The organism is Luteibacter sp. UNC138MFCol5.1, from assembly GCF_900110505.1.
Classification (GTDB): domain Bacteria; phylum Pseudomonadota; class Gammaproteobacteria; order Xanthomonadales; family Rhodanobacteraceae; genus Luteibacter.
This window is the reverse complement of the sequence record NZ_FODZ01000001.1, coordinates 409,799-424,695: the sequence shown is the minus strand read 5'-3', so window position 1 is coordinate 424,695 and position 14,897 is coordinate 409,799. Positions and strand designations below refer to the sequence as shown.

The following is a 14,897-nucleotide window of genomic DNA, read 5'->3' as shown; positions in this document are numbered from 1 at the left end:
GTCAGGCGGCTTCGTCGGCGAGGCTGAAGTAGGCCACTTCCTGCTTCAGGGTCTCTGCGCTCTCGCGCATCGCGCGGCTCGCGCCGGCGGCGCGGCCGACGAGCTCCGCGTTTTCACGCGCGGCGCCGTCGATGCCCGCCACCGCTTCGTCGACACGCGCGATGCCGTCGCGCTGGCCGCGGGTGGCGTCCATCACGGAGGCCATCATCGTCGCCAGCGACGACACGCGCGTGCCGATGTGCGAGAGCACGTCGGCCGCGCGGTCGACGGAGGCGACGCCGGCCTGGACGGCTTCGTCGCTCTCCGAGATCAGCGTGCGGATGTCGCGTGCCGCGGCGGCGCAACGCCGCGCGAGCTCGCGCACTTCGTGCGCGACGACCGCGAAGCCACGGCCGTGCTCGCCGGCCCGCGCCGCCTCGACGGCGGCGTTGAGGGCGAGCAGGTTCGTCTGGAAGGCGACCTGGTCGACCAGGTCCAGAACCTCGGTCATGCGTTCGCTGTTGTGGCGGATGGCATGCATCGTGTCGATCGCGGCACCGGCGATGTCCCGACCCTGTTCCGTGAGTTCGCGCGCCTCGCCGACGGCGCCGTTGGCCTGCGTCGCCTGACCGAGGCCGGACGCGACGGCGGCGGCCATCTCGCGCATCGAGCGCGTGGTGTGGTCGACATGCGCGGCCTGGATGCGCGTGCGTTCGCTGAGCGCGTCGTTGCCGTGTTCGATCCCCGACGCGGCCTCCGCGACGAGCGCGGCACGATGACGGACGTGGGACACGACGCGCACGAGCTGCGCATCCATGTGCGAGAGCGAGGCAAGCAGGCGGCCCACCTCGTCGTCCCGGCCGACGTCGATGCGCTCGCCGAGGCGTCCCTGCGCGATGGCGGCGGCGACATCGGCGGCCTGACGCAGCCGGCGTCCCAGCGAGACGATGATCGCGACGTCGACCGTGCCGGCGAGGACGAGGGCGACGCCGAGCAGCACCGACGACCAGACCGCGCCGCGACGGATCTCCGCGTGCTGCGCGTCCACCGCGGCCTTGCCGCCGTCGAGCGCGAGGGCGAACAGGTTGGAGAAGTCGCTCTTCAGGGGCACGACCGCCGCCTGCACGTCGTTCGACAGCTGCAACTGGGCGAGGTCGTATTGCTCCGCCCTGAGCAGCTCGAGCACCGCGTCCACCGCGTCGTCGGCGGCCTTGCGATGCGCGGCGGCGAGCTGGACGAGCTTCGCCTGGTCCCGGCCGAGGGCGCTGGCCTCGAGCGAGCGCCACTGGCGGTCGATGCGCTTGCGGTCCGTGCCTATGAATGTCGCCGCATCGTCGAGCGCCGAGGGCAGCCGCGTCAGCGTCGCGTGGACCAGTGCGTCGAGCAGGTCGTTGTAATCGTTCTGGATGTGGCCGACGTCGGCGACCGGGGCGAGCGTGCCGCCAACGACATCGTTGAGCCTGCGGTCGGCGGTGCGCAGCTGCGCGCCACCGACGATCCACAGGGCGAGCAGAAGAAGGATCGTGCCGGCGAGCCGGAGCACCAGCCGGGTGCGGAGCGTCAGGGTCGGAACGGAAAACCGGGGGAGGCGCATGGAAAGCTCGAGGGGAACGGGGAACCCTCGATGTCGGCGCCAAGCCCGCCGACTTTAGCGATTTTCGGCATATTTCTTTTTTATTTCAATAACTTGGCAGCACGAAGACAAAGCAATGAGGCTCAGCGCAACTGGCTGTCCTTGCTGCCGCGGCGGTTGTATCCGGCGAAGGCGGCTTCGTCCCGATCGGCGGCCTCCTGGCAGGCGACGCACAGGCGCACTCCCGGGACGGCCTTGCGGCGGGCCTCGGGAATCGGGTTGTCGCACTCCTCGCAGCGCTCGAGGCTCGGCCCCTTCGCCATGCGGCTACGCGCACGCTTCACCGCGTCTTCGACGGTGGCGTCGATCTGGTCCTGTACGGCCGTGTCGCCGGCCCAACCGGTCGCCATGGGTCACCTCCGGGGACTCGCTGTCATGCCCAGAGATGGTGGCAAACCCTTGGTTTTAAAGGCGTGACGAGGGCGTTGGCTTGCCCTCGCCGTGCCCCTCAGCCCTTCCTCGGTTCGTCGTAGAGCCCGAACTCGGTGACGCCCGGCTGCTTGCCCGTCACCGACAACCGCACGCGCTTCGCCGTCGCGCGCGGGATTTCATGGAACTGGTAATGCGCAGGCTTCGTTCCGGATACCAGCGTCACCCACGCCCCATCGCGCTCGACCTCGACCTTGTAGGTGGCGATGCGGCTGGTATTCCCGTAGCCCTCCGCATGCAGCGGCTCGACGATGGACAGCGTGTTGAACGACACCGGCGCGTCGAAACGCACCTCGATCCACGCATCCTCCTTGCCGCGATCCGCGAGCCAGTAGCTGCGGAAATCGTCGTCGAAAGCCTGGTCGGGCCCGACCGCCTCGTCGCTCGCGCTGGCCCAGGCGGGCCGGCCCGCCGCGAGGTCGGGGGTGGTGATGGTCACCGAGCGCGCGATCTTCGGCGCGGGACCGGGGTTCTTCCACAGGCGCCCGATCTCCGCCAGCCGGGCCACGGCGTTGTCGTCGAAGCGGCCGTCGCGGTTGGGCGCGACGTTGAGGATCAGGTTGCAGTGGTTGTCGTTGAACGGCTTCAGCCACTCCTCGACGATGGTCTTCGCCGAGGCGAGTTCGGCCGTCGGGTAGGCCTTCTTCCAGAACCAGTCGCTCTGCAGCGTGGTGCCCGACTGCGACGGCACCGGGCTGTCCGGCGGAATCTTCTGACCCGCATGCTGCTCGTACTGCTTGATGTCCGTGTAGTACAGGGCGGTGCCGGGATAGCTGCCCGCGTTGTGATCGGTGAGCAGGCAATCGGGCTGCAGCGTTTTGACGAGGTCGTAGATCTCGCGGTATGCGAGCTCCGCGTACGAGATGCGCGACCAGGAGGCGTTCCAGCCATCGAGGATCAGCGCCGTCAGCGGTCCGTAGTTCGTGAGCAGCTCGGTGATCTGCGCCTTGATCAGCGCGATCTTCTCCGGCGTGACGGTGCGCGCGCGGATGTCCTGGCGCAGGTCGAGGATCGAGAAGTACAGGCAGACGCCAAGGCCGGCCTTGCGGAACGAATCGACGTAGCGCCGCACGACGTCATGCGGATACGACGACTGCATGACGTTGGCGCTCGACGTCTTCGTCGGCCACAGGCAGAAGCCGTCGTGATGCTTCGTCGTCAGGCACGCATAGCCCATGTTCGCGCTCTTCGCCGCGCGCGCCCATTGATCGGTGTCCAGGTGCTTCGGGTCGAACAGCTTCGGCGAGAGCGTCGGATCGCCCCATTCGCGCTCCTCGAACGTCGCCATGTTCAGATGGATGAACATGCCGAAGCGCATGTCGAGGAAGGCCTGCTGCCGTTCGAGGAGGCGCTGCGGGTCCACCACGGTGTGTGCCCCCTCGGAGCGGGAGGCACCCGGTGACGCCATCGCTCGTCCGATCGTCGTCATGCCGCCGCCGAGCGCGCCGGCCACCGCCAGCGCTTTCGCGAAATCGCGTCGATTCAATGGATCGCTCCCTTGGTGTGCGATCCCCGACTGTCGCGGCGGAGGCGTGGCATGTCAACGCGACGGCATCACATCCCGGAGCATCGCGCCCAGGTGCGCTCCAACCATCGGTTATTCGTCGTCCTGCGGCATGCGGTGCTGCGGGTCGCCCGAGCCCGTCGTGACCGGTTCCTCGGGCCCAGGTGGCTGTCCATGGGTCGGGTCGCCCGAGTTGGTGGTCGGGTCGTCGTACGGCTCGCGCTGGTTCATGGTCGGTCTCCTCCGGTGCGGATACGGATACACCGCGTTGCGTTCAGGGCACGTCATGTCGCGTGACAGGACCAGGGCACGCGGCGTCGCGAAGGCGTAGGCTCGTCGACCATGCGCCCCTCCGATGCCCCGTCCCTCGCAAGCTCCTCCGACGTCGTCGCGTGCAGTCCGTCCGCCCAGCGCTGGACGCTGGTGGCGGCCATCGTCGGCTCGGGCATGGCGTTCGTCGACGGCACCATCGTCAACGTCGCCCTTCCCGCGATCCAGCAGGCGCTGGACGCGACGACCGCCGATGCGCAATGGGTGATGGAGGCGTACGCGCTGCTGCTCTCCGCGCTGCTGCTGGTCGGCGGCGTCCTGGGCGATCGTTTCGGCCGACGCCGCGTGTTCGTCCTCGGCACGGCGATCTTCACGTTCGCATCGCTGTGCTGCGCGCTCTCGCCCGGCATCGATGCGCTGATCGCGGCCCGCGCGCTGCAGGGCCTTGGCGCGGCCCTGCTCGTTCCCGGCAGCCTCGCGCTGATCAGCAGCGCGTACCCGAAGGAGCGCCGCGGTGCCGCGATCGGCACGTGGTCGGCGTTCAGCGGCATCACCGCGGCGGCGGGGCCGGTCCTGGGCGGTTACCTCGTCGAGTACGTGTCCTGGCACTGGGCGTTCCTGATCAACCTGCCGCTCGGCGTGGCGCTGCTCGCCATCTGTTATTGGCGCGTGCCGGAAAGTCGCGGCGGCGAGGTCGCGGGCAGGCTCGACATCGGCGGGGCCCTGCTCGCGACGCTCGGGCTGACGGGCGTGGTCTATGCGCTGATCGAAGCCCCGCTGCTCGGCTGGTCCGCGCCGGCCGTGCTGGCGGCCGCGGCGATCGGCATCGCCGGCCTCGTCGCCTTCGTCCTCGTCGAACGGCGTGCCGCGGCGCCGATGCTGCCGCTGTCGCTGTTCCGCCATCGCGACTTCGCCGCCGCGAACGCGCTGACGCTGCTGCTTTACGCGGCGCTCGGCGGCAGCCTGTTCTTCGTTCCGCTGAACCTCATCCAGGTGCAGGGCTACGGTGCCACGGGCGCGGGCGCATCGTTGTTGCCCTTCATCGTCATCATGTTCGCGCTCTCGCGGATCACGGGGCAGCTCGTCGACCGCGTGGGCGCGCGCCTGCCCCTCATCGTCGGTCCGCTCGTCGCCGCGGCGGGTTTCGCGCTGTATGCGCTACCGGGCGTCGGCGGCAGCTACTGGACGACGTTCTTTCCCGCGAGTTGCGTGCTCGGCCTGGGCATGAGCATCGTGGTCGCCCCGCTGACCACGACCGTGATGAACGCGCTTCCGCCCAGCCTCGCGGGCACGGCGTCGGGCGTGAACAACGCGGTGTCGCGCACCGCGGGCCTGCTTGCCATCGCGGTGTTCGGCGTCGTGATGACCCAGGTCTTCGACCTCGCCCTGCAGGCGCGACTCGCCCCTCTCGCACTGCCCGGCGACGTCATGCACGAAATCGCGATGCAGAAGGCGAAGCTCGCCGGCATCGTGGTGGACGATGCCGCGGCGCGCGATGCGATCCACGAGGCGTTCGTGGCGGGATTCCGTGCGGTGATGCTGCTGTCCGCGGGACTGGCCGTCGTGTCGTCGGCGGTGACGGCACTGGTGCTGGGAAGGGGAACCGCCAGGGCGGGCTGACACGCGCCGGCGCTCGACGGAGCTCGCCTCAGTACTGCAGGCGCAGCCCCGCGACCCAGCGCCGGTCGGTGATGCGGCGACCTTGTTCGCTCGCGAGATCCGCGGTGCCTCCAGCCAGATGTTCCCACGCGACGCCGACGTAGGGCGCGAAGCCGCGCCGTATCTCGTAGCGCAAGCGCACGCCACCTTCGATGTTCGACAGTCCGGACCGTATGCGGCGTCGATCGTCGTCCTTGCCGTACGCATTGAATTCCAGCTCGGGCTGCAGGATGAGCCGCTGGGTCAGCAGCAGCTCGTATTCCACGCGCAGGCGCGCGGCGGTACGGCCGCCCTCCGCCGCGTACGCGGTCGCCTCCACCTCGAACCAGTAGGGCGCGAGACCCTGGAGCCCGAACGCGGCCCAGGTGCGCCCTCCGCCCTCGCCGACGTCGCGACGCAGACCGAGCTGCGTGTCCCAGAACGGTGCGACCGCGTGACTCCAGAAGAGCTCGACGTCGGCGTCGTGGGCGCGGCGATCTTCCCGCTCCCCTTCGCTGCGCAGCCAGAGCTTGTCGGTGTCGTTGCCGTACCAGCCATCGAGTTCCCACGACTGCCCGTGACCGCCCTGCCCCGAGTAGCTTTCCAGCCGATCGAGCAGCAGCGTTCCGACCGACGCCGTATCGTCCATGTCGTGCATGGCCATGCCGTGCATCGACGAGGCAGGTACGCCGTCCGACCAGTCCGGGCTGCGCGCATCCGCCGGCGCGCTTCCGCCCTGCATCGGGCCCATCCGCATCGCGCCCATGTCGTGGCCGCCGTCGTGATTCATCGCCGGGACCATGCCGTGATCCGCATGGGGATCGGACGACGTGGGTGTGGCCGCGGTGTCGGTCGCCCCGGGATGATGCATGGCGCCGTGATCCATGCCTTCCATCGACTGCGCGAACGCCGCCGACGGCACCGCGAGCGCGACCAGCAACGCGAACCGGCGCATCACGAGACCACCACCTCGCGGAACATGCCCGCCTCCATGTGGAAGAGCATGTGGCAGTGGAACGCCCAACGCCCGGGGTTGTCGGCGGTGACGGCGTACGTCACCTGCTGCGCGGGTTGCACGTTGACCGTGTGCTTGCGTACCTGGAACGCGCCGTCGGGCGATTCGATCTCGCTCCACATGCCGTGGAGATGGATCGGATGATTCATCATCGTGTCGTTGACGAGGCGCATGCGGAGACGCTCGCCACGACGGAAATGCACGGGTGTGGACGCCGAGTACTTCACACCGTCGAACGACCAGGCGAAGCGCTCCATGTTGCCGGTCAGATGCAGCTCGATCGTGCGCCCCGGCGGGCGCGTATCGAGCGGACCGCCGACGGTGCGCAGGTCGGCGTACGCGAGCACGCGATGGATACGCCCGCGCAGGCCCACGCCCGGGTCGTCGAGGTTGGTGCGCGGCATGTCGACGCGCATGTCCGTCCCGGCCCCGTATTCGGTGCGCGCATGGTTCGCCATCACCATGGGGCCATCGTCGTGCCCGGCGTCGTCGGCCATCGAACCCATCATGTCGCGCATCGACAGCCGCGGCCGCGGGTCGAGCGCGGGGACCGGCGCCGACATGCCGGCGCGCGGCGCCAGCGTCGCACGGGCGTAGCCCGAGCGGTCGATCGACTGGGCGAAGACAGTATAGGCGCGGTCCTCACGCGGCTCCACCAGCACGTCGAAGGTTTCGCCTGCCGACATGCGCAACTCGTCGACGTCCACCGGCTCGACGTCCTGCCCGTCCGCCGCGACCACGCGGAGACGCAGGCCGGGAATGCGCAGGTCGAAGATCGAATTCGACGAGCCGTTGATCAGGCGGAGGCGCACACGTTCGCCCGGAGCGAACCGCCCGCTCCAGTTTCCCGAGGGCGTCACGCCGTTGACCAGGTAGGTGTACGTGGCGGCCGAAATATCGGCGAGATCGGTCGGATTCATGCGCATGCGGTTCCACATGCGCCGCATCGCGAGCGCGTCCCCGAAGCCCTTCGCGCGTGCGTCGCGCAGGAAATCCGGTAACGTCGGCTGTCCATAGTTGTACGTGTCGCTGCGCGTGCGCAGCCGCGCGTAGATGCGCTCCGGATCTTCGTCGCTCCAGTCGCTGAACAGAAGCACGTGTTCGCGGTCGGCCGGATAACGCTCCCCGTCACGCGGCTCGACGACGATCGCGCCGTACAGTCCACTCTGCTCCTGGAACCGGCTGTGCGCGTGGTACCAGTACGTCCCCGACTGGCGCAGGGTGAATCGGTAGGTGTATTCGCCGCGCGCGGGAATGCCCGGGAAGCTCAGGCCAGGCACGCCGTCCTGATCGGCGGGCACGATGAGGCCGTGCCAGTGGATCGACGACGTCGTGTCGAGCGTGTTGCGCACGCGGATCGTCGCGACATCGCCTTCGCGGAATCGCAGCGTCGGCCCCGGCACGCCACCACCGACCGTGACGGCCTGACGGCTACGGCCCGTGAAATCGACCGTGGCCTGGCCGATACGCAGGTCGACGTCCGGACCGCGAAGTTCTCCGGCCGATGGCATGGACGCCATGGCGAAGTCCGCGCGGATTCCGGCGCCCGCGGCGATACCCGCGACGGCGAGACCCTGGACGAAACGTCGGCGGGAGCCACGGATGCGGGAGTCGTCGGAGGCGGACATGCGGCAGTCGCTGCAAGGAGACAAGCGGCGACGTTAGCCGGGATATCCCACCTCCGACAACTCTGGAGCAGGCTCCACGTGCTTCGCCGGCCTCAACGATACGCGACGTTGACGGTGACACTCGCGTTGGCGATTCCGGGCGTGATCGCCTCTCCGGTGCTCCGGTAGCGGGCCCGGAATCCGTAGGCGCGTCCTTCGTCGGTCGTCGGGAGCGCCATTGGCGCGGCATTGGGTAGTGCCTGCTCATCCGGCTGAACGCTACGCAATTCCACGGCGACGCCGCCCGCGGCGCCCGCGCCCTTGTTGTCGAGACGGAACAGCGATGGTGCGGCTTCGTCGGCCGCGCCGGCGAACGTCAGCAACATCTCCGTGGCGCCGGTGCATCCCGTCGTCACCAACGACTGGTTCGCCCATGCGCTGTATCCCTGGGACAGGAGCATGCTGCCGTCGATCTGGCCGAGGTCGAAGCGAACCTGCTTCGCGGCGAAGGCGCACGTGGGTTTCTCCGGCACGATCTGCGTGTTGACGAGGTCCGCCCAGATCTGCCGATGACCGTCGAATCCCGCCTGCGCGACGGTACCGGTCGTCAGGTCGCCGGACCCGACCTTCTCCGCGGTCTTCACCAGCTGCGCGCGGAAGTGCCCCCTGATGACCTGCGCACTGAAGTTCCAGCCGTACTGGAAATCGTCCGGCACGGGATTGTTGTTGTCCCCGAACCCGTAATGGAAAAGGCGGATGCCGATACCGGGAATGTTCGTCTCGTAGGTCTTGTTTCCGATCGCGCTCGGCTTGCTGAAGATGCCGAGGGTCGCGGTGCGCCGTGGACTGGAACACTTGCCGCTACCGCCCGTCCAGGCGACGGTGGTGGTCTCGGCGAGCACATCCCCCACCTTGGCGTTGTGCGACACCTTCACGGTACCGAACGAGAGGTGCTGCGCACTGCCTTGCGACGCGTAGCTGGTGCAGCCGGCGTAAGCCACAGGGGAAAGCACGGCGAGGAAGAGCAGGGACGAGGATAGTCCGACGAGACGGATCGACATGTTGCGGTACCTTTGTGCGGGGGTGGGGATGGTTCCGGGGCGACCAGGCCGTCGCGGGCCGGAGGAGCCATGGTCCGCAGGCGCGACCACGCGTTCCATACGATCTTTCGCAAAAGGGGATGACGCGCCGTCGGTTTTATTCGACAGCGCGTTCACGCGCCACAGCGAACCATCAGGCATGAGCCTTCAGGACTACCGACGCAAGCGCGACTTCCGCAAGACGCGCGAACCGGCGCCCGAGGATTCCGCAGGCACCGGCGGGCGCTCGATCTTCGTCGTGCAGTTGCATCACGCGTCCCGGCGTCATTTCGATTTCCGCCTCCAGGTGGGCGACGTGCTGCGTAGCTGGGCGGTACCGAAGGGGCCGAGCTACGATCCCAAGGTGAAGCGGCTCGCCGTCGAGGTCGAGGATCATCCCGTGTCGTACGCGACCTTCGAGGGCGACATCGACGAGGGTTACGGCAAGGGCCACGTCGACCTCTTCGACAAAGGCTTCTGGGCCACTCGCGGCGATGCGGAGGCGCAGATCGCCAAGGGTCATCTCGCGTTCGAGCTGTTCGGCGAACGGTTGAAAGGCAGCTGGCATCTCGTGCGCAGCGGCAGGAAGGAGCGCCAGCCCGCCTGGTTCCTCATCAAGGTGGACGACGAATACGCGGGCGATGTCGAGGCCGATGACCTGATGGACGCGAAGATGCGAGAAAGCACGCGCCGCGCCGCGAAGACACCGGCGCTGCGCGCGGCGGCGAAGACATCCACGGCGCGCAGGAAGGCACCGCCGAAGGGCCGGAAGGTGAGCGTCGCGAGGCTTGCGAAGCAAGCGGCCGCGCTGGAGGGCGCGCGCAAGGCGAAGCCCGATGCCGCGTTCTTCGCCCCACAGCTGGCGAAGCTGCGCGAGTCGCCGCCACAGGGCGACGCATGGCTGCACGAGGTGAAGTGGGACGGCTATCGCATCCTCACGGGCGTGGCCAAGGGCAAAGCGTCTCTGTGGTCCCGCAACGCGCTGCCGTGGAACGAACGCCTGCCGGAGATCGTGCAGGCGGTCGAGCGCCTCGGTTTCGACAGCCTGCGACTCGACGGCGAACTCATCGCGCTCGACGCGCAGGGCCGCAGCGATTTCAACGCGCTGCAGAAGACGCTGTCCGGCGAAGCCAACGCACCGCTCGTGTACATGCTCTTCGACGTGCCCTATCTCGAAGGCTACGATCTCGCGCACGCGCCGCTCGTCGAACGCAAGGCGCTGCTCGAACGGATCCTCGCGCACGCCCCCGCCCATCTCTCCTACAGCGCCCACACCGTCGGCCATGGCGACGACGTGTTCGCCATGGCGATGGAACAGAAGCTCGAAGGGATCATCTCGAAACGGGCGGACGGCTCGTATCACGCCGGACGCGGCGACGACTGGCAGAAGATCAAGCGCCTCGAGAGCGACGAGTTCGCCGTCGTCGGCTACACGCCGGCGAAAGGATCGCGGCTCGCGTTCGGGTCGCTGCTGCTCGCGCGTCCCGATGCGGACGGTGGCTGGACCTATGTGGGGCGCGTGGGCACGGGATTCACCGACGAGATGCTGCGCGACCTGGGCAAGACCCTCGCGAAAGGCGGCTCAAAGAAGCCCACCGTGCGCATCGACGCGATCGATCCCACGCTGCGCGGTGCCCTGTGGGTGCCGCCGACCGCGGTCGCGGAGGTCTACTACCGCGGCATCGGCAACAAGAATCTGCTGCGCCAGCCGAGCCTGAAGACGCTGCGCGTCGACAAGACACCGAAGGACCTCCGCGATTCCGACCGAGAGACGCCAGCGGCGAAGTCCGCGCGCAAGAGCCGCCCCGAGCCCGCCGTCACGGCGCCGGCCGGACGCGCGGAGGACGTCGTGATCACGCATCCCGATCGCGTCGTGTTCCCCGACGACGGCATCACGAAGCAACAGGTCGTGGACTACTACCGCGCCGTGATGCCATGGATCCTGCCGCCGATCGCGGACCGGCCCACATCGACGATCCGCTGCCCGGGAGGCATCGGTTCGCCGTGTTTCTTCCAGAAGCACGTGATGGCCGGACTCGAGCACGTCGGCACCGCGAAGCTCAAGGAAGAGACCGGCGCACAGGCGGTGTACCTCTACCCGCGGAACGAGGCCGGCCTCATCGAGCTCGTGCAGTTCGGCGCCGTGGAATTCCACCCCTGGGGCTCGCACGTCGCCTCGCCGGACATCGCCGACCGCGTGGTGTTCGATCTCGATCCCGGCGACGACGTAGCCTGGCCACGGGTCGTCGCGGCCGCTCGGCTCGTGCGCGGCCTGCTCGACCAGCTGGGCCTCGTCTCCTTCGTGCGGACGACGGGTGGCAAGGGCCTGCACGTGGTCGTGCCATTGAACCCGGGCGCCGGATGGGACACGGTCAAGACCTTCGCGCGCGGCTTCGCGGAAGCCATGGCGGCCATGCATCCGCTGGAATTCGTATCCACGGCGACGAAGCGTTTCCGCAACGGCAGGATCTATGTGGATTACCTGCGCAACGGGCGCGGCGCCACGGCGGTCGCTTCCTATTCGTTGCGCGGAAGGCCCGGCGCGCCGGTCGCCGTGCCCCTGCGCTGGGACGAACTGGGCAAGGTGAAATCCGGCAACGCCTTCGACATCCACAGTGTGCCGAAGCGGCTGGCGCGTCTCAGGAAGGATCCGTGGGAAGGCATCGACACGGTGGTTCAGGACCTGGCATCCGTGGCGGACAAGCTCGGGGACTGACGCCCCGTCGGTGCGGGGCGTCGAGGGCGGGTCATGTAGACTCCGTGCATCTTCCCCATCCCGTTACCCATGTTCGCCTCGCTTCCGACCTTCCTGCGCGTTCCCCTCGCCTGCCTGCTGCTCATCGTCAGCACCGTGCTGCACGTGCTGCCGCTGTTCGCCCTGACCCTGCTGCGCCTGCTGGTGCCTGTGCAGGCGGTGCGTCGGTCGATCGGCGCCATGCTGGTGGGCATCGCGGAGAGCTGGCTCGGCTTCAACGGCTGGCTGTTCGGCGCGTTCACGAGAACCCGCTGGATCGTCGAAGGCGACGAGGGACTTTCGTATCGTGAGAATTATCTGGTGGTGTGCAACCACCAGAGCTGGGTCGACATCCCCGCGCTGCAGCGGGTGTTCAACCGCCGCATTCCGTTCATGCGCTTCTTCCTCAAGAGCGAGCTGATCTGGGTGCCGCTGCTCGGACCCGCGTGGTGGGCGCTCGATTTCCCCTTCATGAAGCGTCATTCGCGCCAGCAGCTCGAGGCACGGCCGGAACTCCGCGGCAAGGATCGCGACGCCACGCGGCGCGCATGCGAGAAGTTCCGCCACCTGCCCGTCTCGGTGATGAACTTCACCGAGGGCACGCGATTCACGCGCGCCAAGCACGACGCGCAGCAATCGCCCTACGCGCACCTGCTCAAGCCGAAGGCTGGCGGCGTCGCCTTCGTGATCGACGCGATGGGCGATGCGATCCGGCAGATCCTCGACGTGACCATCGTGTATCCGGATGGCCCCGCCACGATGATGGACATGATCGCGGGCCGCATCCGCGAGGTGCGCATGCACATCCGTCGCCTGCCGATTCCCGCCGCCATGCGCGGCGATTACGAGAACGACGCGGCGTTCCGCGAACGCTTCCAGCTATGGATCAACGCGCTGTGGGCAGAGAAGGACGCGCGGATCGGGGCGATGCTCGGCGCCTAGCCACCCACCACCGGCAGGCGGGAGCCGATCGTATCGGCCATCCCGCGGCGGCGGGCACGGCCTCGGTGACGCGGGTTACTTCCCGGCTTCCTGGGCCAGCTTCTCGTCGAGTCGCTTGCGCCCGGCGTCCGCGTATTCCCCGCACGTCTTGCCTTCGCCCTGCTCCGGATGCGGCGTGACGAGGATGTCGCACGGCAACGCGGCGACGCGATCGAACGTCTTGCGGTACGCGGCGACGAACGCGGGATGGTCGCTGTAGCGATACCCGTCCGCCGAGAACGCGAACAGGCTGTCGACATAGGCGATGGTCTTGCACGCGCCGTTCTCGCACGACCGCCACGTCCAGGCGGTGCCACCGGCCGTGTGGCCGGGCGTGATGTGCGCGGTGAGCGCAAGCGGTCCCACGCGCACCACGGTGCCGTCGGCGACATCGCCTTTCGCATCCACCTTCGCGAACAGCGGCGCCTCGCCATGCTGCGGATCGCTCGGATCGTCGCCGCCGAGGCGAAGCTCCTTCGCACCGGCGGTGGTGGCGCGCACGACCGCGCCGCTGTCCTTCGCCAGCGTCGCGATGCCGCCGGCATGATCGAAATGGGCGTGGGAGTTGAGGATCACCTTGATGTCCTCCACGCGGAAGCCGAGCTTGCGGATGTTCGCCTCGATCGTGGCCACGTTGGCTTCCATGGGCACGTCGATGAGCACATGCCCCTGCGGCGAGGTCACCAGGATCGCGGAGAGGCCCTTCATGCCCACGAAGTACGTGTTGCCGTAGATCGCATGCGGAGCGACCGGTTGCGTCCACAGCGGGTTGGTGTCCGCGGCGGCGGGCAGGGCGATGAAGGCGGCGAGGGCGAGCAGGGTGCGGCGCATGCGGATCTCCTTGGCGTTGGCGTCGGGAGGATAGGACGCCGCCTGGGACGCGGATGTGGCGGCGCCATGGCGCGAACGGGTTCTTGCGGCGCATCTCGATGCGCGCGTCGGCGCCGATTCAGCGCTTGTGCCTGCGCCGCGCGCGCCAGAACAGGAATCCGGTCACCAGGAGGAACATCGGCAACAGCCCGGTGATGCAGGCCACGACACGCCACGTCAGGCCGCCGACCGCCGCCGAGTGGATCGGGAAGAGCGCGTTGGCGAGACGTCCACCGGGACCGAGCTTCGTCGCGTCGTCGCCACCGATCACCGTCGCGGTGGCCGGATCGAGCCACAACGAACTGCGTCCCGCGAGGTTCCATTCACCGGGCCGCCGAATGCGAAGGACCACCGTGCCGTTGTCCTTCGCGGGAAGCGTCACCCGCGTCAGTTGGGCCTCGGGCGCCGCCGCCTGCGCGGCGGCGAGCACCGCGGGCCAGTCGATCGGCGCGGTGCCGGGCGCGATCTTCGGCGGTCGCGCGGGCGGGCGTTCGCCGAAAGCCGACGCCAGTCCGCTCCGCACCGCGCCCCGGTAGGCCATCGTGGTGCCGGTGCCGATCATCACGATGAGCAGGGGCAGGGCGACGACGCCGACGAACCGGTGAAGGCTCCCCCAGCGCAGGATGGGCGGGTTCGTGTGCGGCTTGAGGTGCCGCAGCGCGCGCTGTCGCCCCGGCCAGTAGAGCCATGCGCCCGAGAACAACATGAAGAGCCCGCTGCAGGCGACGACGCCGAGCACCGTTTCGCCCACTTCGCCGGACAGCAGGTGGGTGTGCCAGTCGAGCAGGGTCAGCAGCCCGTCGCCCGACTTCGTCCGCCGCAGCAGACGCTCGCCGGTCGTCGCATCGAAGTACACGCGGTTGCCGCCGCGTTCGTTGCCTTCCCACACCGGCAGCTCCGCGTCGGGCAGCGAGAGTCCGCGCAGCGCCTTGCCGTCGTCCGAGGCGAGGATCGCCCGTAGCGAACGCCCCTGCGTCGCCAGGTCGGGCAGCGGTCGCGATGCCAGTTCCGGGTGGCCGGCCGCGAACAGAGGCTCTTCGAACAACAGCACGCTGCCGGACAGCGTCACCAGCGCCAGCACGAGGCCGAGGCTCAGGCCCAGCCAGAGGTGCAGGGTCTTGAGCGTGCTGCGAAACCTGCGCGGGTGCGGGCTCATGC

Annotated in this window: 12 protein-coding genes; 3 read left to right on the top strand and 9 right to left on the bottom strand. The window is 68.6% G+C overall.

Features of this window, described 5'->3' with window-relative positions; genetic code table 11:
• Position 1: 1 nt before the first annotated feature.
• The 4 genes from BMY69_RS01805 to BMY69_RS19485 form a co-directional block, all read right to left on the bottom strand.
• Entirely contained in the window at positions 2 to 1,573 is a 1,572-nt protein-coding gene (locus tag BMY69_RS01805; protein WP_090175127.1) for a methyl-accepting chemotaxis protein, read from the bottom strand.
• Positions 1,574 to 1,695: 122 nt separating this feature from the next.
• Complete coding sequence (locus BMY69_RS01800; protein WP_090175126.1) at positions 1,696 to 1,962, bottom strand: DksA/TraR family C4-type zinc finger protein; 267 nt, start codon at positions 1,960 to 1,962, stop codon at positions 1,696 to 1,698.
• Between the two features lie 98 nt (positions 1,963 to 2,060).
• Entirely contained in the window at positions 2,061 to 3,527 is a 1,467-nt protein-coding gene (locus tag BMY69_RS01795; RefSeq protein WP_218143106.1) for an alpha-L-fucosidase, read from the bottom strand.
• A gap of 111 nt (positions 3,528 to 3,638) precedes the next feature.
• Entirely contained in the window at positions 3,639 to 3,776 is a 138-nt protein-coding gene (locus tag BMY69_RS19485; RefSeq protein ID WP_175472925.1) for a hypothetical protein, read from the bottom strand.
• Between the two features lie 111 nt (positions 3,777 to 3,887).
• Between BMY69_RS19485 and BMY69_RS01790 the strand changes: the two genes are divergently transcribed.
• Positions 3,888 to 5,435: an MFS transporter gene (locus BMY69_RS01790; protein ID WP_090175125.1), complete on the top strand. Its 1,548-nt coding sequence runs from the start codon at positions 3,888 to 3,890 to the stop codon at positions 5,433 to 5,435.
• Positions 5,436 to 5,463: 28 nt separating this feature from the next.
• Here the strand turns inward: BMY69_RS01790 and BMY69_RS01785 are convergent, their stop codons facing one another.
• From BMY69_RS01785 to BMY69_RS01775, 3 genes are all read right to left on the bottom strand, one after another.
• A complete protein-coding gene (locus BMY69_RS01785) occupies positions 5,464 to 6,408 on the bottom strand; it encodes a copper resistance protein B (protein WP_090175124.1) in 945 nt (314 codons plus the stop codon).
• Positions 6,408 to 8,096 carry a copper resistance system multicopper oxidase gene (locus BMY69_RS01780; RefSeq protein ID WP_090175123.1) on the bottom strand — a complete coding sequence of 563 codons (1,689 nt, stop codon included), beginning with the start codon at positions 8,094 to 8,096 and terminating at the stop codon, positions 6,408 to 6,410. The genes BMY69_RS01785 and BMY69_RS01780 overlap by 1 nt, the downstream gene beginning before the upstream one ends.
• Positions 8,097 to 8,188: 92 nt before the next feature.
• Positions 8,189 to 9,136, bottom strand: a complete 948-nt coding sequence (locus tag BMY69_RS01775) for a fimbrial protein (protein WP_177191045.1) — start codon at positions 9,134 to 9,136, stop codon at positions 8,189 to 8,191.
• A gap of 178 nt (positions 9,137 to 9,314) precedes the next feature.
• Here BMY69_RS01775 and ligD point away from each other — a divergent pair, with 178 nt between their 5' ends.
• A complete protein-coding gene (gene ligD / locus BMY69_RS01770; protein WP_090175121.1) occupies positions 9,315 to 11,870 on the top strand; it encodes a DNA ligase D in 2,556 nt (851 codons plus the stop codon).
• A 69-nt stretch (positions 11,871 to 11,939) separates the two neighbouring features.
• Positions 11,940 to 12,830: an acyltransferase gene (locus BMY69_RS01765; RefSeq protein WP_090058958.1), complete on the top strand. Its 891-nt coding sequence runs from the start codon at positions 11,940 to 11,942 to the stop codon at positions 12,828 to 12,830.
• Positions 12,831 to 12,905: 75 nt separating this feature from the next.
• Here the strand turns inward: BMY69_RS01765 and bla are convergent, their stop codons facing one another.
• The gene (gene bla, locus BMY69_RS01760) at positions 12,906 to 13,700 is read right to left on the bottom strand and encodes a subclass B3 metallo-beta-lactamase (protein ID WP_090175120.1); all 795 of its coding nucleotides are present in this window, start codon (positions 13,698 to 13,700) and stop codon (positions 12,906 to 12,908) included.
• Between the two features lie 118 nt (positions 13,701 to 13,818).
• Positions 13,819 to 14,895 carry a PepSY-associated TM helix domain-containing protein gene (locus BMY69_RS01755; protein ID WP_090175119.1) on the bottom strand — a complete coding sequence of 359 codons (1,077 nt, stop codon included), beginning with the start codon at positions 14,893 to 14,895 and terminating at the stop codon, positions 13,819 to 13,821.
• Positions 14,896 to 14,897 lie beyond the last annotated feature (2 nt).